The organism is Telluria sp. BA11, from assembly GCF_056680305.1.
The window spans coordinates 1,953,918-1,977,180 of sequence record NZ_CM155275.1; the positions used below are offsets into that span (position 1 = coordinate 1,953,918).

Sequence of the window (23,263 nt, forward strand, 5' to 3'; positions counted from 1 at the left end):
ATTTCTTGTTAGCTGATGTAGAGCCGGTGGTTTAGTCCGGCGGGTGGTTGTGCGTTATCTGCGAGGCAGATACTGCGATTGGGCGCTGTGATTCATTTGCACTCTCTTATTGTGATGAACTCTTACTTACCATGTTGGCTGCACGTAGGGTGGACCGGGACGCGCAGTCGGCTACGCCGTCCACGCGTTCAAATTCATGCGGTTATGGCACGCCATCGTTCGTTGGACGCGTGGGCGGGGAACCCGCCCACCCTACGGTGTGCGGTCAGAACAACCCGGCCGCATCAAGCCCCCTGCCGCCCCTCCAGCCGTGCCAGGAAGTTGGCAATCTCGCCCATCGCCTGCCATTTGCAGGCGCATTCATTGCGACCGTTCGGGTCTTGCAGATCGGCGGGCGCCATGCGCCGCACCGTGGTGCAGATGCCCGCATTGATCAGTTTTGCGCCATACAGCTCGGCTTCGTCGCGCAGCGGGTCGTCTTCGGCCGACAGGATCAGTGCCGGCGCCAGGTTTTTCAGCCGGCTTGAATGCAGCGGCGCCGCGTACGGATGCGAGCGGTCCGCCGCGTGGGGCAGATAACCGCGATAGGCTTCGGCGCAGATCGTGGCGGCCTTTTCGCGGTCGGAGCATTGCGTGAGCTGGCGCATCGAGCCGGTGCTCAGGGCCGGATCGAGCATCGGCATGACCAGGATCTGGCCAGCGAGTGCCGGACCACCACGATCACGCGACATCAGCGCGCACACGGCCGCCAGGTTGGCGCCGGCTTCGATCCCGGCCGTCACCAGGAGCTTGCCGTTCCAGCCAAGCTTGGCCTTGTTCTTCTTGGCCCATTGCAGCACTGCATGGGCATCCTCAACGGCCGCCGGGAACGGGCTGACCGTGGCCAGCGTGTAGCTCGGCGCCAGCACCAGCGGCAGGTGATCGCATTCGGCCAGCGAGCGCAGGAAGTCGTCCGCCTCATCGAGGTCGCCGCTGTCGAAGCCACCACCGTGGTAGAACACGACCAGCATGTCACGCTTGGCCGCCGGGCCGGCAGCGTACAGGCGCGCCGGCAGCGGGCCGGTGGCGCCCGCGACCTCGAGGTCGCGTACTTTCAGCGCGCGCTCCGGCATGTCGCCCACGGCGTTCATCGCGGGACCTGCCCGAGCTCAAGTTCGACGATACGCTCGTCAACGGCAGCGCAATCACCCACGCAGCTCATCTGCATCTGCATCGACAGCGCCCGCACACCGCGTGCTTCGGCGCCGGCGGCGCGGGAGTAAGCATCCGTGCAAAGCAATCCCGCCAGCGCAACGCCGCTAAGCGTGACTGCAACCGTGGTAAAAATGCCATCTCGAATACTCATGTCCTGCTCCGTCTTCTCAAGTAAATACTTTGTTGCGATGCACACATAATAGTCTTGATCCCGAATCGGATAAAGATGACAATACCGAATTGATTGTTCAGATTCCTGAACAATGGCGTGATTTTTGAGTCAGAATCCAGATGAACAAGCTGCAAGCCATGGAAGTGTTCGTGCAAGTTGTCGATGCGGGCAGCTTCACGCGCGCCGCCGATACCCTGCAAATGCCCAAGGCAACGGTGTCGACACTGATCCAGGCGCTCGAAACATCGCTCGCCTCGCGCCTGTTGCATCGCACGACCCGCCACGTATCCGTGACATCCGACGGCGCCGCCTATTACGAGCGCTGCGTGCGGATCCTGTCGGATGTGCGCGACGCCGAAGAATCGCTCACGCGCCACCGCTTCAGCCCCAGTGGCCGGCTGCGGGTGGATGCGCCCACGGGTCTCACCTGCGAGATCCTGATCCCGGCCCTGCCCGATTTTTTTGCGCGCTATCCCGATATCACGCTGGAGATGGGCAGCACCGATCGGCCGGTCGACCTGGTCGAGGAAGGCGTCGACTGTGCCGTGCGCGGTGGCGACCTGATCGACAACAACCTGATTGCGCGCCGCGTTGGCGTGATCAACTTCGTCACCTGCGCAGCGCCCACGTATATCGAGCGCTTCGGCATGCCGCTGCATCCGAACGATCTGGAGCGCCATCGCTGCGTTAATTATTTCTCGTCCAAGTCGGGCAAGGTCAGCGGCTGGGATTTCACCCGCGATGGCGAGCGCATCGAGGTCATGCTGCCCGGCGCCATCGCGCTCAACGACTCGAATGCCTATATCAAGGCGGGCCTGGCCGGCCTGGGCGTGATCAATATGACCGACTATCTTTTGTCCGAGCAGCTCGCCACCGGCAAGATGGTGCGGCTGCTGCCGGATTGGCGCTGCGATCCGATTCCCGTCCATGTCGTGTATCCGCACAACCGCCATTTATCCGCCAAGGTGCGGGTATTCGTCGAATGGATCGCCGAGCTGTTTGCGAACCATGCCCATCTGCGCGTGCAGCCGGCCGACACCACGGCGCCCACGCCGGCGCTGCCGCCACGATAGACCGCCGCACGGGGAACAGCGGCGGTAGAATCGTCCTTACAACAATACAGGGAGACGCCGCCATGTACACCGCATCCACGTCCCGCGCCATCGATGTCCTGCTGGCGCGCTATGGCGAAAGCCACCGCAATCCCGTCAATGAACTGATCCACATCGTCTGCATCCCGGCAATCGTGTTCAGCCTGCTGGGCATCCTGTGGGCGCTCCATCCGGCGGTGGCGCTGCTGGTCGTGGCGGCGGCGCTGGCCTATTACGTCACGCTGTCGCGCACCTTCGCACTGGGGATGGGCGTGATGGCCGGTGCGATGCTGCTGGTGCTGGCGATGCTGCCGGACGGGACCGTGCTGCCGACGTCGATCGGCGTGTTCGTGGCGGCCTGGCTCGGCCAGTTCGTCGGCCACCATATCGAGGGCAAGAAGCCATCGTTCTTCGACGATCTGCGCTTCTTGCTGATCGGGCCGCTGTTCGTGCTGAGCATCCTGTACCGGCGCATCCGGGTCGCGTGGTGATGTTGCATTTCTACTACATCGGCTGAGCTGGTCGATGAACTGATGCCGACAGGACCTTAGCGGGCCATCTATACTCCCGCGATGTCTTCCCCCATCCTCTTTACCATCGCGTCCCTGATCTGGGGCTCGACCTTCTGGGCCATCACCTTGCAACTGGGGCATACCGCACCGGCGGTATCGGTGGCCTACCGCTTCTTCCTCGCCGCCGCGGCCCTGTTCGCCGTATGCATCGCACGCCGCGAACGCCTGAGCCTGCCATGGCGCACGCACCGCTGGATGGCGCTGCAGGGCGGCCTGACCTTCGGCATCTCGTATATCTGCACCTACCACGCGGAGCAGCACGTCGTCTCCGGCCTGGTGGCCGTGATGTTTGCGCTGATGGTGTTCTGGACGCCCATCTGGAGCCGCCTCTTCTTCGGCACCGCCATCAACCGCCGTACCTGGACCTGCGGCGCGGCCGCCACGGTCGGCGTCGCGCTGCTGTTCTGGCACGCCATTGGCGACGCCTGGCAGGCGATCCGGGCCGGCGGCAACGGCCACTTCATTGCGGGCGTCGTGCTGGCGCTGGCCGCGACCATGGCCAGCGCGGGCGGCAGCGTTGTCGTCACCAAGGTCAAGCAGCAGTGCGCGAACCTGCCGCTGACGATGGCGTGGTCGATGCTGTGGGGCGCATCGATGGTGACGCTGTGGTCGCTCGCGAACGGCGACGCCTTCACGCTGCCCGACAGCGGCACCTACTGGGCCGGCCTGTTCTACCTGTCGATCTTCGGCTCGGTCGTCGCCTTCTTTGCCTACTTCACGCTGATCGCCCGCATCGGCGCCAACAAGGCCGTGTATGTCACCGTCGTCACGCCCGTGCTGTCGGTACTGCTGTCGGTCCTGCTCGAAGATTACCGCCCCGGCGCGCTCGAATTTCTCGGCATGATCGTATGCCTGGCGAGCGTGGCCTGGGCCGTGCGCGCACCCGCACCGAAAATCGTGCAATCCGCTAACCTGAACAATCCCATCGAATCGCCATGACCGCTGCCCCATTTTCCATCCGCCCTGCCCGTCCGGACGACGTCACCCACATCCACGCCATGATCGTGGAACTGGCCGTCTTTGAAAAACTCGAACACATGGTCGTGGCCACCGAAGCGCTGCTGCACGAAGGCCTGTTCGGCGCGCACCCGTCGTGCGAAGCCATCGTTGGCGAAGAAAACGGCGAGGTCGTCACCTTCGCGCTGTTCTTCCATAACTTCTCGACCTTCCTGACCAAGAAAGGTTTGTATCTCGAAGACCTGTATGTGAAGCAGGCGCATCGCGGCAAGAACATCGGCACGCGCATGCTGCAACGGCTGGCGCAGCTGGCGGTCGAGCGCGGCTGTGGGCGTTTCGAATGGTCGGTGCTGGACTGGAACGAGCCTGCAATCAATTTCTACAAGGCGATGGGTGCGGACGTGATGCCCGAGTGGCGCATCTGCCGCGTGACGGGCGAGAGCCTGACGGCGCTGGCCGAACGCAGCTGATTTCGGCTGACGCTAAACCCGACCGACAAAGAAAAACCCACGGCGCGTTGGCGCCGTGGGCAAACCCATTTTGGCAAATGGGGAGGGGAGAAGTTGAATCACGAGAAGGACTATAGCCAGCGATCCTTAACGATTGATTAAGCCTTACATTTGCTTACGGCCGTCACCGTTTTTTTTACACGTCGTGAAATTCATCTTCTCCGAAACGCAGATGACAGCCTTGCGGGCGATCAAAAGCTCAGCCGATGGTGCGCAAGACGCCGCCATGGATGACGGCCTTGCAGGGATTCAAACCCATCGCGTAAGCAAGATCGGCAGGTCGCGCGATGTTCCATAACGCCAGGTCGGCACGCTTGCCGATCGTGAGCGTGCCGATCTCATCCTGCAGACCGAGCGCGCGCGCTGCGTGAGCGGTCACGCCCAGCAATGCCTCTTGCGGCGTGAGACGCCACAAGGTGCACGCCATGTTCAGCGCCAGCAGTAATGACGTCAGTGGTGACGTGCCTGGGTTGCAGTCGGTGGCCACGGCCATCGGCACGCCGGCGGCGCGCAAAGCCGCGATCGGCGGCATGGTCGTTTCACGCAGATAGTAATAGGCGCCGGGCAGCAGCACGGCCACCGTGCCAGCGCGCGCCATCGCGGCGATACCCTCTTCGCTCAGATATTCCAGATGATCGGCCGACAACCCACCATGGCGCGCCACGAGCGCGGCGCCGCCCTGGTCGGACAACTGCTCGGCATGCAGCTTGACGGGCAAGCCCAACGCGCCTGCCTTGTCGAACACGCGCGCGGTCTGCGCGCTGGTAAAGCCGATGCGCTCGCAAAATGCATCGACTGCGTCGACCAGGCCCTGCTCCGCCAGCGCCGGCAGCATGACATCGCACACGTAGGTAATGTAGTCGTCCGGGCGTTCCTCGAATTCAGGCGGCAGCGCATGCGCGCCGAGAAACGTGGTGACGACACGCACCGGCAGCAGCTCGCCGATACGGCGCGCCGCGCGCAGCATGCGTTCTTCGGCGTCCAGCGCGAGACCGTAGCCCGACTTGATCTCGAGCGTCGTCACGCCTTCGGCCAGCAAGGCCTTCACACGCGGCAGGCTGGCCGCGACGAGTGCATCGATGTCGAGCGCGCGCGTGGCGCGCACGGTGGCCATGATGCCGCCGCCCTGGCGCGCGATGTCTTCGTAGGTGGCGCCGTTCAGGCGTGCTTCCCATTCGTTGCTGCGGTTGCCGCCGTGGACGATGTGGGTGTGGCAATCGATCAGGCCGGGCGTGAGCCAGGCGCCACCGCAGTCGTGTTCGCGCGCGGCGGCCGGCGCATCGCAGCGCGCGCCGATCCAGGCGATGCGGCCATCCTTGATCGCCAGCGCGGCGTCGTGCAGCACGCCGTAGCCATTGTCCATCGTGGCCAGGTGCACGTTGGACAGCAGCAGATCAGTCATACATTCCCATGTCGTCGTCATCGTCGTCGGAGTAATAATGGACGTCGACGATATAGATGGTGGCCTGCCCCGCCTCGAGCGTCCACACGGTGCCCTGGTCGAGCACCACCGCGTCGTAGCGCACGAGGCCGATGCGCTCGTTGTCGCTGGCCAGCTGCAGGCTGTCGCCTTCGGCCAAAAACAGCACCGTGATCTCGGCGCGCGCGATGAAGGTCGAGTCGCCGCTCAGGCGCCGCCGGCCGAACTGGTGATAACAGCGCTCGCTGCGCGACATGACATTGAAGTCGGTCGTCGGCCCGCGATTGAGCTTGGCCCGCACTTCCGAGCTGCCATCGAACGCCACCACCGGCTCGGCATGCGTGATCAGGGTCGGCTCGCCATCGATCTGCAAGGTCATGCCGTGGCCGTCGACCAGCGCCAGCGTGCGGTCGACACCCTCGAACTGCGAGAACGCGCCGTCTTCGGCGATGGTGGCGAGGCTGACGCGCCAGTCGAAATCGTCGAAGCCGGCGTCGTGCGGGCCGATCGCGATCTCGGTCGTGTTGCCGCCGCCGTTCTTCCACGGTACCGGGGCCAGGCCTGCAAACGGAATCAAGACAGTCATGTGGTCACCTTTCTAAGAACGCAAATCCCTGAGCGCCTGGCGGTAGCGCGCCGCAATCGCCTCCTGCGCCCGGTGGCGGCCGCCCTGCACCACCCAGCGGCCGCCGCACAGCACGTCGCGCACGAGGTTATCGTTACCGCAAAATACCATGCGACCAAGGACCTCGGCGTGGTCAATGCCGTCGAGGTTCGGATGCTGTGCATCCAGCACCAGCAGATCGGCGCGCCGCCCTGCTTCCAGTGCGCCCACGCGCCGGCCAGTGGCCTGCGCGCCGCCAGCCAACGCAGCTTGCCACAAAAAGTCGCCAACGCTGCGCTGCGCTGGTACGTGCGCCACATTGCGCTGCCGGTGCTGCAGGCGCTGGCCGTATTCGAGCCAGCGCAATTCTTCGACGGGACTCTGCGATACATGGCTGTCGCTGCCGATGCCGAAGCGCCCGCCGGCCGCAATGTACGGCGCCAGCGGAAACAGGCCGTCGCCCAGATTCGCCTCGGTGGTCGGGCACAGGCCGGCGACGGCGCCGCTGGCTGCCAGCGCCGTGACTTCGGCCGCGTCCAGGTGCGTGGCGTGCACGAGGCACCAGCGCGCGTCTGGCGCGAGCTGGTCGAACAGGTAGGCAACGGGCCGCTGGCCCGTGTGCGCGATGCACTGCGCCACCTCGGCCTCTTGTTCGGCGATGTGGATGTGCAGCGGCCGCGCGGCGGGCAAGCCGGCCGCCAGCGCGCGGATCGCATCGATGCCGGCCGCACGCAGCGAGTGCGGCGCGGCGCCCACTTCGAGCTGGCCGCCCCGCAGCGGCGCCAATGCCTCGACGATGCCCAGCACGTCGTCGACGTCCGTGCGAAAGCGCGCCTGGCCCGGCGTGAGCAGTTGCGCGCCAAATCCGGCGTGGCTGTACAGCACCGGCAGCAGCGTCACGCCCATGCCGGCCAGTTGCGCGGCCGCGGCCACGCGTTCGGCTGTTTCGGCGGGCCGCGCATAGCTGGCGCCATCGACCGCGCGCTGCAGGTAATGAAATTCGCAGACCGAGGTATAGCCATGACGCAGGCACTCGGCGAACAGCTGCGCGGCGATGGCTTCGATCCCCTCCGGCGTGATGCACGCGGCGAAGCGGTACATCAGGTCGCGCCAGGTCCAGAAGCTGTCCGGCCCATCGCTGCCTGTTTCGGTCAGGCCGCCCAGCGCGCGCTGGAACGCGTGCGAGTGCAGGTTGACCATCCCCGGCAGCACGTACTCGGCGCGTGCCACGTTCAGGGGTGGGCGCGCGCCGGGCGCGACCTGCGTCAGGTCACCCCCGCTGTCCCATTCGAGCAGCACGTCGCGCTGCCAGCCCTGCGGCAGCAGCGCGTGGCGCGCGAACAGCGCTGTCATGGCCGCACCCAGTCGACGGCGGCCTTGACCATGTCGCGCAGCAGCGGCTGCAGCGTCGCGGCGACCGCTGGCCGGTACTCGAACGGCGGCGCTTCGTTCATGTACAGGTACTGGCATTTCTCGAGCTGGATCGCATGCACGCCCGATGCCGGCTGACCGTAGTGGCGCGTGATGTGGCCGCCCTTGAAGCGGCCATTGAGCGCGATCGAGAAGCGCTCCTGCGCGCGCGCCACGTCCAGCACCGCGGCTTCGAGGCCCGGGGCGCAGGACGTGCCTTCGGCCGTGCCGAAGTTCAGGTCGGGCAGCTTGCCGTCGAAAAAGCGCGGGACGACCGAGGCGATGGAGTGCGCTTCCCACAGCACCACGCGCCCGTGCTCCATCTTCAGGCGGTCGAGCTCCGCGCGCAACTGCGCGTGATACGGCTGCCAGTAGCGCGCCAGGCGCCGCTGCACCTCGGCCCCGTCAGGCTCCATGCCATCGCGGTACAGGCGCTCGCGCCCGAACGTGTCGAGCGGGCACAGGCCGGTGGTATCCAGGCCCGGATACAGGTTCGTGTCTTCGGGCGGACGATTCAGGTCGATCAGGTAGCGCGACCAGCGCGCCGAGATGGTCGAGATGCCCATCTCTTCGAGAAAACCGTACAGCTCGGGCAAGTGCCAGTCGGTGTCGGCGCGTGCGGCGGCGCACGGCGCCAGGCTGGCCACCACCTCGTCGGGAATATCGGTGCCCGCATGCGGCATCGATACCAGCATGGGAAGCCTGCCTGCCTTGAACCGGAATTCCATTGCAACTCCCTGGTCGATTTACGGATGCAGCGCCGAAAACAGCGTCTTGCACGAGGCCGACAACGCGCCCTGCCACACCATCGTGCGCGCCGCTTCGATGTCCGGCGCAAAGAAGCGGTCGGCATCGTACGGCGCAACCTGCTCGCGCAACTGCGCGTGGACCGATTCCAGCGTCTGCGAACTGCGCAGCGGACGGTGGAACTCGATGCCCTGGCACGCGGCCAGCAATTCGATGCCGACGATGACGCAGGTATTGTGCGCCATCTGGTGAAGACGGCGCGCCGCGAAGGTGGCCATGCTGACATGGTCTTCCTGGTTGGCCGAGGTCGGCAGACTGTCGACGCTGGCGGGATGGGCCAGCGACTTGTTTTCGGACGCCAGCGCCGCCGCCGTCACGTGGGCGATCATGAAGCCCGAATTCAGGCCCGGCTCGCGCACGAGGAAGGCCGGCAGGCCGGACAGGTTGGCGTCGATCAGCAGCGCGATGCGGCGTTCGGCCAAAGCGCCGATCTCGGCGATGGCCAAGGCCAGCGAATCGGCGGCAAACGCCACTGGCTCGGCGTGGAAGTTGCCGCCCGAGAGGATGACGCTCCCGGCTTCGTCGTCGGTGAACAGCAGCGGATTGTCGGTGACGGCATTCGCCTCGATCAGCAGCGTGCGGCCGGCATTACCGATCAGGTCCATCACGGCGCCCATCACCTGCGGCTGGCAACGCAGGCTGTACGGGTCCTGCACGCGCTCGTCGCCAACCAGGTGCGAGGCGCGGATCGCGCTGCCGGCCACCAGCTCGCGGTAAATGGCCGCCGCCGCGATCTGGCCCGGCTGCCCGCGCACCGCGTGGATGCGGGCGTCGAACGGCGCGTCGCTGCCGCGCGCAGCGTCGACCGACAACGCTCCGGTGACCAGCGCCGCTTCGAGCAGGCGCTCGGCCAGGAACAGGCCGTGCAGCGCCAGCGCAGTCGACACCTGGGTGCCGTTGATCAGTGCGAGTCCCTCTTTCGCGCCCAGCACGACCGGTGCGATGCCGGCCGCCGCCAGCGCATCAATGGCCTCGACCAGCACGCCGTTGTGGCGCACCTGGCCCACGCCCAGCATGGCCAGCGTCATGTGCGCCAGTGGCGCCAGGTCGCCCGATGCGCCCACCGAGCCCTGCGCGGGAATGGCCGGCATGATGTTGGCGTTGTACAGCGCAATCAGCGTCTCGACGATCAGCGGCCGCACGCCCGAGTAGCCGCGCGCCAGGCTGCCGATCTTGGTCAGCAGGATCAGGCGGACAATCTGGTCGTCGATCAGCGGCCCCGTACCCACCGCGTGCGACAGGATCAGGTTGCGCTGCAGCGTGGCCAGTTGCTCGACCGGGATATGGGCCTTGGCCAGGATGCCGAAGCCCGTGTTGATGCCATAGGCCGGATCGCCCTTGGCGCCGATGGCGGCGACGGCGGCGCTGGATGCGGCGATGTCGCGCCAGGCCGCGCTGGCCAGGGTCAATGGTGCGTGCGCGCTCCAGGCGGCGCGCAGGTCGCCCAGGGTCAGCTGGCCGGGTTGCAGAATGAATTCGTTCATGGATTTATTTGATCATCGGAAGATTGAGGCCATTGCGCCGGGCGCAGTCGATGGCGGTGTCGTAGCCGGCGTCGGCGTGGCGCATGACGCCCGAGCCACAGTCGTTGACCAGCACCCGCGCCAGGCGCTTGGCGGCGGCATCCGTGCCGTCGGCCACGATGACGACGCCGGAGTGCTGCGAGTAGCCCATGCCCACGCCGCCGCCATGGTGGAGCGAGACCCAGGTCGCGCCGCCGGCAGTATTCAGTAACGCGTTCAGCAGCGGCCAGTCGGATACGGCGTCGGTCCCGTCGCGCATCGCTTCGGTTTCGCGATTCGGGCTGGCGACCGAGCCAGTGTCGAGGTGGTCGCGCCCGATGACGATCGGCGCCTTCAGTTCGCCCGTGCGCACCATCTCGTTGAACGCGAGACCCGCCAGATGGCGTTCGCCCAGGCCCAGCCAGCAGATACGCGCCGGCAGGCCCTGGAACGCGATGCGGTCGCGGGCCATGTCGAGCCAGCGGTGCACGCGCGCGTCGTGCGGGAACAACTCCTTGATCTTGGCGTCTGTTTTGTAGATGTCTTCGGGGTCGCCCGACAGCGCTACCCAGCGAAACGGCCCGCGCCCTTCGCAGAACTGCGGCCGGATATACGCCGGCACAAAGCCAGGAAAGTCGAACGCATCCCCCACGCCTTCGTCCTTGGCCACCTGACGGATGTTGTTGCCATAGTCGACCGCGTGGCAGCCCATGGCCTTGAAGTCGAGGATGGCGCGCACGTGCTGCGCGCAGGATGCCGCCGCGTCGCGCGTCAGGCGCGCGTGCTGGCCGGGATCGCGCTGCGCGGCCTGCCACTCGGCCACGCTCCAGCCGCTTGGCAGGTAGCCGTTGATCAGGTCATGGGCCGAGGTCTGGTCGGTCACCAGGTCGGGCTTGATGCCGCCAGCCCGGGCGCGCCGTACGAGCTCCGGCAGCACGTCGGCGGCATTGCCAAGCAGGCCAATGGAGACGGTCTCGCGTTGCGCCGTGTACTGCTGCACCATCGCCAGCGCCTCGTCGATGTCGCGCGCCTGCTTGTCGAGGTAGCGCGTGCGCAGCCGGAAATCGATGCTGCTTTGCTGGCACTCGATGGTCAGCGACACGGCGCCAGCGAAGCTTGCGGCCAGCGGCTGCGCGCCGCCCATGCCGCCCAGGCCCGCCGTCAGGATCCAGCGCCCCAGCATGTCGCCGCCAAAGTGCTGGCGCCCTGCTTCGGCAAAGGTTTCGTAGGTGCCCTGCACGATGCCCTGCGTGCCGATATAGATCCAGCTGCCGGCCGTCATCTGGCCGTACATGAACAGGCCGCGGCGATCGAGCTCGTTGAAGTGGGCCCAGTCGGCCCATTTCGGCACCAGGTTGGAGTTTGCCAGCAGCACGCGCGGGGCGTCCGGGTGGGTCTGGAATACGCCGACCGGTTTGCCGGACTGGATCAACAGGGTCTGGTCGTCATCGAGCTCGCGCAGGCTGGCCAGGATCTGGTCGTAGCAGGCCCAGTTGCGGGCTGCGCGACCGATGCCACCATAGACGACGAGGCGCTGCGGGTTTTCCGCGACCTCGGCGTCGAGGTTGTTTTGAATCATGCGGTAGGCCGCTTCGGTCAGCCAGCTCTTGCAACTGAGCGTGGTGCCGCGCGGGGCCTGGATTACGCGCGAGGGGTCGAAGCGGGGATCGTCGGCAACATCAGCATTGTGGTTCATGGCGGCTCCTTCGATAAGGAATGGGCTCCGCGTGCGTACCGGATGAGTTGAGTGCCAACCATCACCGCGTGGACGGAGAATCCGTCCACCCTACCGCATTCAGGTTGTCTATACAACCCTATCAGGTTACTTTTTGAAGACCTGTTTGCCCGCCACCCAGGTTTCAAGCACGCCCGTCTTGTGGATGTCGTACGTCGGCATCTTGAACAAGTCCTGGTCGATGATGATGAAGTCGGCCAGCTTGCCGGCTTCGAGCGAGCCGAGGCTGTCTTCGCGGTGTCCGGCGTAGGCGGCGTCGAGGGTGAAGCAGCGGAATGCCTCTTTCAGCGACATCGCCTGGTTCGGGTACCAGCCGGCCACTGGCTGGCCCTGCGCATCCTGGCGCGTGACGGCGGCGTGCAGGCCGAAGAACGGGTTTGGCGCTTCGACCGGGAAGTCCGAACCGCAGGCGATGCGCGAACCCTGGTGCAGGAAGGTGCGCCAGGCATACGCGCCTTTGATGCGCTCGGGGCCGACGCGGGTCTCGGCCATGTTTTTATCCGACGTTGCGTGGGTCGGCTGCATCGACGGGATGATGCCGATCGACTTGAAGCGCGGGATGTCGCCCGGCTGCACGACCTGCGCGTGCTCGATGCGGTGACGCTGCGCTGCGCTCTTCGTTGCGGACACCTCTTTCTGGTAGATGTCGAGGATCTGCTTGTTGCCGGCGTCGCCGATCGCATGCACATTGACCTGGTAACCGCGGCGCATCGCCTTCGTCATCATCGTGTCCATCTGCCCGCTCTTGAAGAACAGCAGGCCGTGCGAATGCGCGTCATCGCTGTACGGCTTGATCAGCGCCGCGCCGCGGCTGCCCAGCGCGCCGTCCGAGTACAGCTTCACGGCGCGCAATGCGTACATGCCGTTGCCGTAGTCGTTCAGCGGGCCGTTCTTGGCCAGCACATCGAAGTCCGCGCCGGCGCCGCCGATCATGCCGTACACGCGCGTCGTCAGCTTGCCCGCATCGGCGTAGGCGCGGTACAGGCGGTCCTGGGTCACGTCCACGCCGGCGTCGTGCACGCTGGTCAGACCCACGCGCGCCAGTTCGCCCAGGGCGCGGTCGAGCATCGTGCGCGATTCAGCCTCGGTCTGCGGCGGCAGCACCTTGGTCAGCAAATCCTGCGCGGTATCGACCAGGACGCCGGTGGCTTCGCCATTCGCGTCGCGCACGATCTTGCCGCCGACCGGATCCGGCGTGGCTTTCGTGATGCCGGCCAGCGCCAGCGCGCGGCTGTTGGCCCAGCCGGCATGGCCGTCGACGCGTTCGAGCCACACCGGCCGGTCGCTGACGACGGCGTCGAGTTCAGCGGCGGTGGGGAAGCGCCCCAGCTTCCAGTTTTCCTGGTTCCAGCCGCGCCCGCGCAGCCATGGGTGCCCCGGATTGGCGCCCGCATACTCGCCGATCGACTTCAGTGCGCCGGCCAGCGACGTGCTGTTGAACAGGTCGAGCTGCGTCAGTTGCTGGCCCAGGCCGAACACGTGGCCGTGGGCGTCGATCAGGCCGGGCAGCAGCGTGCGGCCACCCATGTCGATGCGCTTGGCCTGCGGCGCCTTGGCAGCGACATCCGCGCTGGCGCCCACGGCGATGATGCGGCCCGCGTCATCAAAGGCGAGCGCGGTGAACTGCACCAGGTCGCCCTTGGTGTTGAGGGTATAGCCGTTGGCATTGTCGATCAGGGTCGCGGCGTGGGCTGGCAAGCTGCCGGCAACGGCCAGGACGATCAGGGAACACAGGGGGGTCAAGCGGGCGCGCATGCGTGGTTTTCTCCGTCGGTTGGGATCCCGCGCCTCGTGGGCGCAGCTCGGGAGAGTGTATCGAAATTTGCATGCCCGGCATAGCACCGGCGCCCGTTCAATCCGGGTTGGATGCTACTTGCTCCAGCTCGCGTTCGAGCAAGGTGCGCTTGCGCTCGATCCCCCACCGATAACCCGACAGTGCGCCCCCCGTGCGCACCACGCGGTGGCAGGGAATCGCGACCGCCACCGGATTGGCGGCGCAGGCCCCGGCCACGGCGCGCGCGCCACCGGCCACGCCAACGATGGCGGCCAGCTCGGCGTAGCTGACCGTGCGCCCGGCCGGGATGCTGCGTAGCGCCTGCCACACGCGCTGCTGGAAGGCGGTGCCGCGCACGTCCAGTGGCAGCTCGAAACCGATGCGCGGCGCTTCGACCAGCGCGACCACCTGCGCCACGGTCTGCCCGAATGCCGCGTCGGCGCCTTCCAGCGTGGCCTGCGGAAAGCGCGCCTGCAGATCGTCCAGCAGCGGCGCCGGCGCGTCGCCGATCAGGATCGCGCAGATCCCGCGCCCGGTCGCCGCCACCAGGATCGCGCCCAATGAACACTGCCCGATGGCGAAGCGGATCGTCTCGCCGCGCCCGCCAGCCCGGTAGTGCGCCGGCGCCATGCCCAGCACCGCCTGCGCCCCCGCATAGAAGCGCGTGCTCGAGCCGTAGCCGGCGTCGAACAGCGCATCGAGCACCGGCGCGCCCTGCGCCAGCCCGCGCCGTACGCGCTCGCCCCGCCGCGCGGCCGCATACGCTTTCGGCGTGATCCCGGTCTGCGCCTTGAACACGCGGTGGAAGTGAAAGCGGCTCATCCCAGCGGCCTGCGCCAGGCTGTCGAGGTCCGGCGCTTCGTCGGCGGCATCGATCAGGCGGCACACCCGCGCGACGGCTTCGCGCTGGCGCTCGGCGAGCGGCGGCAAGTGCGGCGCGCAGCGCAGGCAGGGCCGAAAGCCGGCCGCTTCGGCGGCATTTGGGTCTGCATGAAAGGCCACGTTGGCGCGCCGCGCCGCGCGCGATGGACACGACGGCCGGCAATACACGCCGGTGGTACGCACCGAGTACACGAAGCGGCCATCGAAGGCCGGGTCGCGCCCCTGCACGGCGGCCCAGCGCAGATCGGCGCTGTCTGCGCCGGCGTCGGCGTCGGCATTGGCATCGGTGGGAATGGTCATGTTCATCTCCAGGGGTCAGGCGGCAAGCCTATCGTAGCCCCATGCCTGGTGCCATGCACGCCGGGTCTTGCTTTCGAATCGAATGCTAAAATCGCAGCTGGTCAGACAGGCCGTCACTCCGGAGAACCGCTTGGACCCAAGGACCACACACGATCCCCTGCAAGACAGCCCACCGGACAAAGCACCCATTTTCCGGCAAATCAAGGATTACCTGGTCGGCGAAATCGCGACCGGGCGCTGGAAGGAAGGCGACCTGGTGCCGTCCGAACAGGCGCTGGTGCGCCTGTTCGGCGTCTCGCGCATGACCGTCAACCGCGCCGTGCGCGAACTCACCGCCGAGCACGTCCTGGTGCGGCGCCAGGGCTCGGGCACGTATGTCGCGCCGCAGAAGTACCAGGCCACGCTGGTCGAGATCCGCAACATCGCCGACGAGATCCGCGAACGCGGCAGGCAGCACACCAGCCGCGTGCTGGTGCTGGCGGCCGGCGTGGCAGACGATGGACTAGCGGCTGAATTCGCGCTCGAAGCGGGCAGCACGCTGTACCACTCGCTGATCGTCCACTTTGAAAACGACGTGCCGATCCAGTTTGAAGACCGCTGGGTGAATCCGGCCTGCGCCCCGGCCTACCTGGAACAGGATTTTTCCAGCATCACGCCCAATGAACACCTGATGGTGAGCGCGCCGCTGCAGGGCGCGACCTATACCATCGAGGCCTTGCCGGCATCGGGCGCCCCGGCCACGCATCTTGGCATCGCGCCTGGCGCGCCGTGCCTGGTGCTGCATCGGCGCACGACCTCGGCCGGCCGGATCGCCTCGGTGGCCACGATGTGGCATCCGGGCCACCTGACGCGCTTCACGGGCAGCGTGTAGCAATTAATTATGCGAACAGACAATAAACCATGCCACACTCTGGCCATCTGGCGGAACAGCCATCATCTTCCCCGTCAAGTATGACCATGCCATCGCAAGCCGCCAAGGCGCCAATCCCTGAAGCGCCCCTGCACGTACTGGTGCTTGACGACGATCCGCTGCTGCTGGACGTGATGCGGGAAATGCTCGCCGTATGCGGACTGCGCAACATCGCGCTCGAAACGCAGGCGTGCAGTGCGCTGCGGCGCCTCGATCAATCGATGCCAGACGTCGTGATCTGCGACCTGATGATGCCGGAAATGGATGGCATCGAGTTCCTCCAGGCTGCAGCGGCGCAAGGTTATCAGGGCAAGGTGATCCTGATGTCGGCGCTCGAAGACGGCGTACGCGAAGCGGCTGGCGAACTGGCGCGTGCATTGGGGCTGCAAGTCGTCGGTTCATTTCGCAAGCCGCTCGAACAAAACCAGTTGCGCGCAGCGTTGGCCTGTTGAATTTTTGTACAAGCGGCTAAACACTTTTCAAAAAAATGCGGTATTATTCGGCTCATTCCCCGCCTGACACCCTCTAGCCGTTCTTCCAATATTGAAATTCGCACACAGTGCCTCCACCATTGTGTAGTAACAATATTAAGCAACACAGGAAGATACCCGGTAGCCGGTCGAGACGTTCCGCATGTCCTGTCTCAAGGCGTTAATCACAGTTACTACCTCTTATCGAGGAAACCATGAGCGAAAACATCAAACACATCAGCGATGCATCCTTTGAATCCGACGTGCTCAAATCCGAGCTGCCGGTGCTGGTCGATTTCTGGGCCGAGTGGTGCGGTCCTTGCAAGATGATTGCCCCAATCCTCGAAGAAGTCGCCAAGGAATACGGCGGCAAGATCACGATCGCCAAGATGGACGTCGACGCGAACCAGGCTGTCCCAGCCCAGTTCGGCATCCGCGGCATCCCGACCCTGATCCTGTTCAAGAATGGCGAAGTCGCTGCGCAGAAAGTCGGCGCACTGGCAAAAGGCCAATTGACCGCGTTCATCGACAGCAACATCTGATTCAGCTGATACAATAAGCGGCGACGACGCGCCCGCGTCATCGCCTCCCGGCCGGGAGGGCCCACGGCCCATCGCCACCTTCCCGCCTTGATTAACCCACGCAGTTCCCTCCCCTACCTTTTTTACCCGTCACGGGTTACCCAAACACATGCATTTATCTGAACTGAAGGCGATGCACGTTTCCGCGCTGCTGGAAATGGCAATCGGCCTCGATATCGACAACGCAGCCCGCCTGCGCAAACAGGAATTGATGTTTGCAATCCTGAAGAAGCGCGCAAAAGGCGGTGAGCAGATCTTCGGCGACGGCGCTCTGGAAGTGCTGCCGGACGGTTTCGGTTTCCTGCGCTCGCCTGATGCGAGCTATATGGCCTCGACCGACGACATTTATATCTCCCCGTCGCAGATCCGTCGTTTCAACTTGCATACGGGTGACTCGATCGAAGGCGAAGTGCGTACGCCAAAAGACGGCGAACGCTATTTCGCGCTGGTCAAGGTCGACAAGGTCAATGGCGAATCGCCGGAAGCCTCGAAGCACCGCATCCTGTTCGAGAACCTGACGCCGCTGCACCCGAACGAGCCGCTGCGCCTCGAGCGCGACATGAACGGCGCCGAAAACATCACCGGCCGCATCGTCGATTTGATTTCGCCGATCGGCAAGGGCCAGCGCGGCCTGCTGGTGGCGTCGCCAAAGTCCGGCAAATCGGTCATGCTGCAGCACATCGCGCATGCCATCACGGCCAATCACCCCGACGTCACGCTGATCGTTCTGCTGATCGACGAACGTCCGGAAGAAGTGACCGAGATGCAGCGTTCGGTGCGCGGCGAAGTCGTCGCCTCGACCTTCGACGAACCAGCAACCCGCCACGTGCAGGTTGCCGAGATGGTGCTGGAAAAAGCCAAGCGCCTGGTCGAAATGAAAAAGGACGTCGTGATCCTGCTGGACTCGATCACCCGCCTGGCGCGCGCCTACAACACCGTGATCCCTGCCTCGGGCAAGGTCCTGACCGGTGGTGTCGACGCCAACGCGCTGCAGCGTCCGAAGCGCTTCTTCGGCGCGGCCCGTAATATCGAAGAAGGCGGCTCGCTGACCATCATCGCGACTGCGCTGATCGAAACCGGTTCGCGCATGGATGACGTGATCTTTGAAGAATTCAAGGGTACCGGCAATATGGAAGTGCACCTCGAGCGCCGCCTGGCCGAAAAGCGCGTCTACCCGTCGATCAACCTGAACAAATCGGGCACCCGTCGCGAAGAACTGCTGATCAAGCCGGACCAGCTCCAGAAAATCTGGATCCTGCGCAAGCTGCTGTACTCGATGGACGAGATCGAAGCGATGGAATTCATCCTCGACAAGATGCGCGCCACGAAGAACAACGTGGAGTTCTTCGACATGATGCGCCGCGGCGGCTAAGCCACCGCAACGCAGTACGCGCAAAGGCAGCCTTCGGGCTGCCTTTTTTGTTGGGCATTGCCGGAAGCTGAAAACCTATTTATAATCGCCGGTTCTGCCCAACCCTGGCAAGTGATCGGCAATCGGGTCAAGAAGCGAGACGACCGACGAAGTGCTGTTTGGCTACCAACTCTATAGAAAGCAAGACCATGAAGACCGAAACTCACCCAGAATACCGCGACGTCGTGTTCCATGACGTGTCATGCGACTTCAAGTTCATCACGCGCTCGACCATCAACACCCGCGACAAGATCGAACACGAAGGCAAAGAATACCCACTGGTCAAGATCGAGGTGTCGGCTGAATCGCACCCGTTCTTCACCGGCAAGCACAAGATCGTCGATACCGCCGGTCGCGTCGAGAAGTTCCGCCAGAAGTTCGGCGCAGTTGGTTCGAAGACTTCGGTCGCCAACGGCTAATTGCCGACGTAATACCGTCAAAGCCTTCACCGGCTTTGGCCAGACAGCCGGCTTTGCCGGCTTCAAAAAAGAAGCCGCTTACCCGGCTTCTTTTTTTTTCGCGGCTATACTACGCGCTCATTTCCGCCATCAGACTTATCGATGAAACCAGTCCGTCTTCCCGCCGCCGCCACCCTGGCACTGCCCCGCTGGGCCCTGCTTGCGCTGGGCCTGTTCTACATCCTGCCAGGCCTGATCGGCCGCGACCTGTGGAAGGAAGACGCCGCCAGCTTCGGCATCATGTGGACGATGGCGCATGGCACGCTGGCCGACTGGCTGTATCCGAACATCGCGGGCCTTGCCAGCGTCGACGAAGGGCCGCTCGCGTTCTGGCTCGGCGCCGTGTGCATCAAGCTGTTCGGCTGGCTACTGGGCGACGTGCTCGCCGCCCGCGTCTCGACCGTCGGCATCTTCGTGCTGGGCACGATGTCGCTGTGGTACACCGCCTTCCACCTGGGCCGGCGCGCTGAAGCGCAACCGCTGCGCCTGGCCTTCGGCGGCCAGCCCGAACCGGACGACTACGGCCGCACGCTGGGCGATACCGCCGTCCTCATCTACCTCGGCAGCCTGGGCCTGCTGCTGCAAAGCCACCTGACGCTCGCAGCGACGCTCCAGGGCGCGCTGCTCGCCTTCTTCCTGTACCGCGCCGTGCGCTACGTCGAGCTCGCCGGCACGCGCAACGCGGTGCTGGTGGGCATCGCCCTTGGCGCACTGACGCTCACGCAAGGCTTCCTGCCGCCGCTGGTGCTGCTCGTGGCACTGTTTGCCTGCACCCGCTACCTCGAACTGCCCGCGCCACGCGCGCTGCGCGACCTGGCCGTTGCCGCCGGTGTCGGCTTCGCCCTCACGCTGATCTGGATCGTACCCGCCACGGTATTGCAACCCTATGGCCTGTCGCCGGTCGCCGACTGGCTCGACTGGAACGCGCACCAGATCGGCTTGCCCGGCTGGCCAGCGCTGAAAGCCTTCTTCCGGATCGGCATCTGGTTCTTCTGGCCAGCCTGGCCGTTCGCCCTGTGGGCAGTCTGGGCCTGGCGCCGCCAGCAGATGCTGCACATCGTGCTGCCCGTATTCTTCTTCCTGGCACTGGTGCTGCAACTGCTGGCCGACCCAGCGCCCGAAAACAGCGACTTCCTGAAAATGCTGCCGCCGCTGGCACTGATGGCCGCTTTTGGTCTGCCGACGATGAAGCGCGGCGCGATCAACGCCATCGACTGGTTCTCGGTGATGGTGCTGACGATGCTGAGCGCGATCATCTGGCTGTTCTGGATCGCCAAGCTGACCGGCTGGCCGGCACAGCTGGCCAAGAACGCGCTCAAGCTGGTGCCGGGCTTCACGCCCGAAATCGGCGTGGTCACCTTCATCGTTGCGGCCGGCGCCAGCGTCGGCTGGATCATGCTGGTGCACTGGCGCCTGTCGCGCCAGCCGGCGGTGCTGTGGCGCGCCGTGGTGCTGTCCTCCGGCGGCCTGATCCTGCTGTGGGTGCTGTTGATGACGCTGTTCCTGCCCGACCTGAACTACGGCAAGAGCTACGCCGGCGTCGCCCAGCAGATCGCCGCCCGCCTGCCGGCGGACGCCAACTGCATCGCCACCAACGTCGGCGCCGCCCAGCGCGCCTCGCTGGCCTTCTACGGCCGCCTGCCGTTCGTGACGCTCGCTGGCGGCAAGTGCGACTACGTGCTGCTGCAAGACAGCCTGCGCAACCGCCGCGACGCCACCCTGCTGCCTAAATGGAACGTGCGCGACGCAGTGCCGCTGTGGGAAGGCCGGCGCGCCTCGGACCGCGACGAACGCTTCCGGTTATTCCGCCAGAAACCCTGAGCACTTCCCCGACAAGCCGTACTTCTGTGCGGCTTGTTCGTTCTGGGCCAATGCCTGGCCGAAATCCACCTGTGCGCGGCAAGTGTTGTCTTTATGAGAAGCTGGCTTCAACGAGTGCGTGTTTGCGCGCAGTCAAACGTCAGCCACTAAGTGCTTGTCACAATGATCAAGTCAATGACGATTCAAATAATAGTTGGCTGGATATTGCACCAGTTTTCTTGATCGGCGCGAACACGGACTGATGCAGGCAGCCAAGGAGAGCAGCATGAACAGCGTGACATTTTCTGAAATCGAGCGCGTCAGGAAACGCCCTGGCTTCCTGCAGCGCATCGATACCTGGCGTCAGTCGCTGCCATGGGCGCTCACGCTACTGGCCGGGTTGCCGCTACTGGTACTGGCCCTGCACCTGATCGATCCCGGCACCCCGATGCCGTTTCTCGTTGTGCCCGCCGTCGTCGGTGGCTTGCTCCCCATCTGCATGCTGGGTCCGGGCCGCTTTGAAATGCGCAGCCGCGCCGATGACTGTCAGATGATCGACAGGCTCGACGAAGCGCTGGGAGCGCTTGGCTACCGGCGCACGGCCGCCGACAGCACCAGCATCCGGTACTTCCGCCCACGTCCCTGGTTGCGCGGGCAGGAAGGCGCGATCGATGTCGCGGTGCGCGAGCATGTGCTGGAGATCATCGGGCCGATGGGGAGCTTGCGGTTGTTGCAGCATCGGATGACGTGTTAGTCAGCGGGGCGCTTACCGCTGGAGTGTCCATCTGGCAGCCCGCACACCGAATTTTGTTGCGGACTGGCCAGCTGAGCAATCGATGTGCTAAGATGCCCGCCTGCGATTGGGCCTCTGTGGCGGAATTGGTAGACGCACTTGACTCAAAATCAAGCGCCGTAAGGCGTGCCGGTTCGATTCCGGCCGGAGGCACCACCTACTCGCATGACGCTAAAAACCCGCACTCTTCTTAGGAAGCGCGGGTTTTTTGCTATCTGGCCTCAGCATCATCAAGCGCTGTCATTTCAACACCCCCATCTCCGTCCTGCACGGCTGACACTGAGCGTTCCCTCGTACAGCTCGATGAACCAAAGCCTGATGATCGTCGGGTCGAAGCTGAAGCCTGTGTTCACCCAAGCGCGGATAAGTAACAACGGCGGCTTCAGATCGGCTCTACTTTTCACATTGGACGCGGGATTTTCAGCTCGACAACCTGCTATTCTCAATGGCTCCGGGGTTTGGTCTGGCATTTAGACATGAACTCTAATGTAGTCAAACTTGTTCGTCTTTCAACGGCATTGCTGAGTGAGTATCGGCTCTTCCAAATGCCGTCGCTTAGCTTTGAAGATGACGCCAAACACCAAATTTAAATCCGCTTTGACCGGGTTCGCGCAAAGCTGAGTCCGTGTCCAAATGTCAGACCTGCCCCCAATTTTGTGACCCCAATTTTGCAGTCAACCCGGTCTGCACGAGGCCAAGCCCTATATCGAGCTAAGGAAGTTATCCAATGGGCTTCGCGGTATCAAGACAGAAACTAATAATCAATCTCGCTCATAAGAACGGGAGTTCTAATCGCTAGTTCCTCCTTTAAAGTTATTCGTGCCATCGTATACAAAACCAACCCCTAAATCTTTTGGGAGCAAAGGCGGAACATTCTTAAATTCAGGCGTAAGTGGCTGGATAATCTGCGTATGCTCTTTAGGCACATCAAGACGATGAGTACCGTCTCCGAATCGTTCTTTGAATTTTCCTGCCTGGGCCATGAAAGATTGAATAACGTACGCGGGATAACCGAGAGGAAGTGTGTCGAAAGTAATTAAGGGAATATTTTCTTTGTCCCCATCTAGCACTACTATTCTATTTCCCGTCCAGTAGAAGATCTTTCGGAATCCGTGCTTTGCTGTGCGCTCCCCATACGATACGCCCCTGATAAAACCTTCATGGTCATACTCAACGATGTCTCTGGGGCCAAGCATCGGAGGGTGAACCAAAAGAAAAAGATTTAGCGTGTACGGTCCTTTTTCATATCCTTGAACTTTTTTCCATTTTTTTTCTATTGCATTTTTCATCCAAGAATGTGGTTCAATTGGGATAACAATTTTTGCTACATCCACACCCTTCTTGAACTTATACCGAAAAAAAGTCTTTATTGCTTTTTGCATGTCGCTAGGCATTAGGCTAACGATCTCGCACCCTACTGGAACGTTTTCAAGCGCAAATCTTAGGTCTGGTTTATCCTTAAAATCAACATCAGTTACCGGCACCCCAAGTGCCATGAAGAACTTCAGCAGAGCATCTCCTGCACTAAGTTCCTCCTTCGTCGGCTCGTTCCGTGACATTTTTTTCTCACATAAAATATACACTATCCTGCCACACATGCTTTGAATTCGGTAGTCAGACCATGGAATTTGCTGATTTAGTAGCCTGTTGTGCCGAAGCTTAGCAAACATACGTTACCCACTTTTTACCCGTCGATATGCTAAGTTTATGATTTTAATAGGAACTATACTCCGGCCGAATACAACTCAGCAGTATGCCGAGCAGAGATCCGTTGCAGCCCTGTAACGATTACAAGTGTTTCGCTCAAGATGCAGTAGTAACCTATACTGAACATGTCCGACCGTCCGGTATCGGCCACAAGCACCCACTTAGCCTGCAAGGAATATATTTCCGGCTGCTGCCGCAACGTTT

General features: G+C 63.7%; 22 protein-coding genes and 1 tRNA gene. 12 read left to right on the top strand and 11 right to left on the bottom strand.

Annotated features, from left to right (window positions below; genetic code table 11):
- Positions 1-284: 284 nt before the first annotated feature.
- Both AC1MGT_RS08525 and AC1MGT_RS08530 read right to left on the bottom strand, forming a co-directional pair.
- On the bottom strand, positions 285-1,130 hold the full coding sequence (locus AC1MGT_RS08525; protein WP_499503836.1) for an alpha/beta hydrolase: 846 nt from the start codon (positions 1,128-1,130) through the stop codon (positions 285-287).
- Positions 1,127-1,345 carry a hypothetical protein gene (locus tag AC1MGT_RS08530; RefSeq protein ID WP_183556211.1) on the bottom strand — a complete coding sequence of 73 codons (219 nt, stop codon included), beginning with the start codon at positions 1,343-1,345 and terminating at the stop codon, positions 1,127-1,129. The genes AC1MGT_RS08525 and AC1MGT_RS08530 overlap by 4 nt, the downstream gene beginning before the upstream one ends.
- A 140-nt stretch (positions 1,346-1,485) precedes the next feature.
- Between AC1MGT_RS08530 and AC1MGT_RS08535 the strand changes: the two genes are divergently transcribed.
- The 4 genes from AC1MGT_RS08535 to AC1MGT_RS08550 all read left to right on the top strand — a co-directional run bounded on the left by AC1MGT_RS08535 (position 1,486) and on the right by AC1MGT_RS08550 (position 4,456).
- Positions 1,486-2,439: a LysR family transcriptional regulator gene (locus tag AC1MGT_RS08535; RefSeq protein ID WP_499503837.1), complete on the top strand. Its 954-nt coding sequence runs from the start codon at positions 1,486-1,488 to the stop codon at positions 2,437-2,439.
- Positions 2,440-2,501: 62 nt separating this feature from the next.
- Positions 2,502-2,948: an Mpo1 family 2-hydroxy fatty acid dioxygenase gene (locus tag AC1MGT_RS08540; RefSeq protein ID WP_499503838.1), complete on the top strand. Its 447-nt coding sequence runs from the start codon at positions 2,502-2,504 to the stop codon at positions 2,946-2,948.
- 81 nt (positions 2,949-3,029) lie between these two features.
- Positions 3,030-3,968, top strand: a complete 939-nt coding sequence (locus AC1MGT_RS08545; protein WP_499503839.1) for a DMT family transporter — start codon at positions 3,030-3,032, stop codon at positions 3,966-3,968.
- Positions 3,965-4,456 (top strand): GNAT family N-acetyltransferase, encoded by a 492-nt coding sequence (locus AC1MGT_RS08550; RefSeq protein ID WP_499455702.1) that lies wholly within the window; start codon positions 3,965-3,967, stop codon positions 4,454-4,456. The genes AC1MGT_RS08545 and AC1MGT_RS08550 overlap by 4 nt, the downstream gene beginning before the upstream one ends.
- Before the next feature lie 238 nt (positions 4,457-4,694).
- On the opposite strand, the gene hutI is transcribed toward AC1MGT_RS08550, so the two are convergent.
- The 8 genes from hutI to ada all read right to left on the bottom strand — a co-directional run bounded on the left by hutI (position 4,695) and on the right by ada (position 14,935).
- The gene (hutI, locus tag AC1MGT_RS08555; RefSeq protein WP_499503840.1) at positions 4,695-5,897 is read right to left on the bottom strand and encodes an imidazolonepropionase; all 1,203 of its coding nucleotides are present in this window, start codon (positions 5,895-5,897) and stop codon (positions 4,695-4,697) included.
- Positions 5,890-6,501, bottom strand: coding sequence for a HutD/Ves family protein (locus tag AC1MGT_RS08560; protein WP_499503841.1), 612 nt, complete (start codon positions 6,499-6,501; stop codon positions 5,890-5,892). The genes hutI and AC1MGT_RS08560 overlap by 8 nt, the downstream gene beginning before the upstream one ends.
- A gap of 12 nt (positions 6,502-6,513) precedes the next feature.
- Complete coding sequence (locus AC1MGT_RS08565) at positions 6,514-7,872, bottom strand: formimidoylglutamate deiminase (protein ID WP_499503842.1); 1,359 nt, start codon at positions 7,870-7,872, stop codon at positions 6,514-6,516.
- Complete coding sequence (gene hutG, locus AC1MGT_RS08570) at positions 7,869-8,657, bottom strand: N-formylglutamate deformylase (RefSeq protein WP_499503843.1); 789 nt, start codon at positions 8,655-8,657, stop codon at positions 7,869-7,871. Before hutG ends, AC1MGT_RS08565 begins: the two co-directional genes overlap by 4 nt.
- Positions 8,658-8,675: 18 nt before the next feature.
- Positions 8,676-10,220 (bottom strand): histidine ammonia-lyase, encoded by a 1,545-nt coding sequence (hutH, locus tag AC1MGT_RS08575; RefSeq protein ID WP_499503844.1) that lies wholly within the window; start codon positions 10,218-10,220, stop codon positions 8,676-8,678.
- A 4-nt stretch (positions 10,221-10,224) separates the two neighbouring features.
- Positions 10,225-11,934, bottom strand: a complete 1,710-nt coding sequence (gene hutU / locus AC1MGT_RS08580) for a urocanate hydratase (RefSeq protein ID WP_499503845.1) — start codon at positions 11,932-11,934, stop codon at positions 10,225-10,227.
- Between the two features lie 126 nt (positions 11,935-12,060).
- Positions 12,061-13,728: an amidohydrolase gene (locus tag AC1MGT_RS08585; protein WP_499503846.1), complete on the bottom strand. Its 1,668-nt coding sequence runs from the start codon at positions 13,726-13,728 to the stop codon at positions 12,061-12,063.
- A gap of 97 nt (positions 13,729-13,825) precedes the next feature.
- On the bottom strand, positions 13,826-14,935 hold the full coding sequence (gene ada / locus AC1MGT_RS08590) for a bifunctional DNA-binding transcriptional regulator/O6-methylguanine-DNA methyltransferase Ada (RefSeq protein WP_499503847.1): 1,110 nt from the start codon (positions 14,933-14,935) through the stop codon (positions 13,826-13,828).
- 151 nt (positions 14,936-15,086) lie between these two features.
- Here ada and hutC point away from each other — a divergent pair, with 151 nt between their 5' ends.
- From hutC to AC1MGT_RS08630, 8 genes are all read left to right on the top strand, one after another.
- The gene (gene hutC / locus AC1MGT_RS08595) at positions 15,087-15,800 is read left to right on the top strand and encodes a histidine utilization transcriptional repressor HutC (protein ID WP_499504266.1); all 714 of its coding nucleotides are present in this window, start codon (positions 15,087-15,089) and stop codon (positions 15,798-15,800) included.
- 86 nt (positions 15,801-15,886) lie between these two features.
- A complete protein-coding gene (locus AC1MGT_RS08600; RefSeq protein ID WP_499503848.1) occupies positions 15,887-16,291 on the top strand; it encodes a response regulator in 405 nt (134 codons plus the stop codon).
- 233 nt (positions 16,292-16,524) lie between these two features.
- Positions 16,525-16,851 (top strand): thioredoxin TrxA, encoded by a 327-nt coding sequence (gene trxA / locus AC1MGT_RS08605; RefSeq protein WP_183556197.1) that lies wholly within the window; start codon positions 16,525-16,527, stop codon positions 16,849-16,851.
- A 148-nt stretch (positions 16,852-16,999) separates the two neighbouring features.
- A complete protein-coding gene (gene rho / locus AC1MGT_RS08610; RefSeq protein ID WP_183556196.1) occupies positions 17,000-18,262 on the top strand; it encodes a transcription termination factor Rho in 1,263 nt (420 codons plus the stop codon).
- A 188-nt stretch (positions 18,263-18,450) separates the two neighbouring features.
- Positions 18,451-18,720 (top strand): type B 50S ribosomal protein L31, encoded by a 270-nt coding sequence (locus tag AC1MGT_RS08615; protein ID WP_183556195.1) that lies wholly within the window; start codon positions 18,451-18,453, stop codon positions 18,718-18,720.
- A 141-nt stretch (positions 18,721-18,861) separates the two neighbouring features.
- Positions 18,862-20,580, top strand: coding sequence for an ArnT family glycosyltransferase (locus tag AC1MGT_RS08620; protein WP_499503849.1), 1,719 nt, complete (start codon positions 18,862-18,864; stop codon positions 20,578-20,580).
- Between the two features lie 265 nt (positions 20,581-20,845).
- Positions 20,846-21,313 carry a hypothetical protein gene (locus tag AC1MGT_RS08625; protein WP_499503850.1) on the top strand — a complete coding sequence of 156 codons (468 nt, stop codon included), beginning with the start codon at positions 20,846-20,848 and terminating at the stop codon, positions 21,311-21,313.
- A gap of 110 nt (positions 21,314-21,423) precedes the next feature.
- Positions 21,424-21,508: transfer RNA gene (locus tag AC1MGT_RS08630), tRNA-Leu, on the top strand.
- 632 nt (positions 21,509-22,140) lie between these two features.
- Here the strand turns inward: AC1MGT_RS08630 and AC1MGT_RS08635 are convergent.
- Positions 22,141-23,022, bottom strand: coding sequence for a hypothetical protein (locus AC1MGT_RS08635; protein WP_499503851.1), 882 nt, complete (start codon positions 23,020-23,022; stop codon positions 22,141-22,143).
- Positions 23,023-23,263 lie beyond the last annotated feature (241 nt).

Excerpts from the sequence above, each read along its gene's own strand:
- AC1MGT_RS08620 (WP_499503849.1), top strand. The coding sequence starts at position 18,862 with ATGAAACCAGTCCGTCTTCCCGCCGCCGCCACCCTGGCACTGCCCCGC.
- AC1MGT_RS08545 (WP_499503839.1), top strand. The coding sequence starts at position 3,030 with ATGTCTTCCCCCATCCTCTTTACCATCGCGTCCCTGATCTGGGGCTCG.
- AC1MGT_RS08530 (WP_183556211.1), bottom strand. The coding sequence starts at position 1,345 with ATGAGTATTCGAGATGGCATTTTTACCACGGTTGCAGTCACGCTTAGC.
- hutH (WP_499503844.1), bottom strand. The coding sequence starts at position 10,220 with ATGAACGAATTCATTCTGCAACCCGGCCAGCTGACCCTGGGCGACCTG.
- rho (WP_183556196.1), top strand. The coding sequence starts at position 17,000 with ATGCATTTATCTGAACTGAAGGCGATGCACGTTTCCGCGCTGCTGGAA.
- AC1MGT_RS08525 (WP_499503836.1), bottom strand. The coding sequence starts at position 1,130 with ATGAACGCCGTGGGCGACATGCCGGAGCGCGCGCTGAAAGTACGCGAC.
- AC1MGT_RS08635 (WP_499503851.1), bottom strand. The coding sequence starts at position 23,022 with ATGTTTGCTAAGCTTCGGCACAACAGGCTACTAAATCAGCAAATTCCA.
- AC1MGT_RS08565 (WP_499503842.1), bottom strand. The coding sequence starts at position 7,872 with ATGACAGCGCTGTTCGCGCGCCACGCGCTGCTGCCGCAGGGCTGGCAG.
- AC1MGT_RS08615 (WP_183556195.1), top strand. The coding sequence starts at position 18,451 with ATGAAGACCGAAACTCACCCAGAATACCGCGACGTCGTGTTCCATGAC.
- AC1MGT_RS08600 (WP_499503848.1), top strand. The coding sequence starts at position 15,887 with ATGCCATCGCAAGCCGCCAAGGCGCCAATCCCTGAAGCGCCCCTGCAC.
- AC1MGT_RS08550 (WP_499455702.1), top strand. The coding sequence starts at position 3,965 with ATGACCGCTGCCCCATTTTCCATCCGCCCTGCCCGTCCGGACGACGTC.
- AC1MGT_RS08540 (WP_499503838.1), top strand. The coding sequence starts at position 2,502 with ATGTACACCGCATCCACGTCCCGCGCCATCGATGTCCTGCTGGCGCGC.
- AC1MGT_RS08585 (WP_499503846.1), bottom strand. The coding sequence starts at position 13,728 with ATGCGCGCCCGCTTGACCCCCCTGTGTTCCCTGATCGTCCTGGCCGTT.
- AC1MGT_RS08625 (WP_499503850.1), top strand. The coding sequence starts at position 20,846 with ATGAACAGCGTGACATTTTCTGAAATCGAGCGCGTCAGGAAACGCCCT.
- AC1MGT_RS08560 (WP_499503841.1), bottom strand. The coding sequence starts at position 6,501 with ATGACTGTCTTGATTCCGTTTGCAGGCCTGGCCCCGGTACCGTGGAAG.
- hutU (WP_499503845.1), bottom strand. The coding sequence starts at position 11,934 with ATGAACCACAATGCTGATGTTGCCGACGATCCCCGCTTCGACCCCTCG.
- hutI (WP_499503840.1), bottom strand. The coding sequence starts at position 5,897 with ATGACTGATCTGCTGCTGTCCAACGTGCACCTGGCCACGATGGACAAT.
- trxA (WP_183556197.1), top strand. The coding sequence starts at position 16,525 with ATGAGCGAAAACATCAAACACATCAGCGATGCATCCTTTGAATCCGAC.
- AC1MGT_RS08535 (WP_499503837.1), top strand. The coding sequence starts at position 1,486 with ATGAACAAGCTGCAAGCCATGGAAGTGTTCGTGCAAGTTGTCGATGCG.
- hutG (WP_499503843.1), bottom strand. The coding sequence starts at position 8,657 with ATGGAATTCCGGTTCAAGGCAGGCAGGCTTCCCATGCTGGTATCGATG.
- ada (WP_499503847.1), bottom strand. The coding sequence starts at position 14,935 with ATGAACATGACCATTCCCACCGATGCCAATGCCGACGCCGACGCCGGC.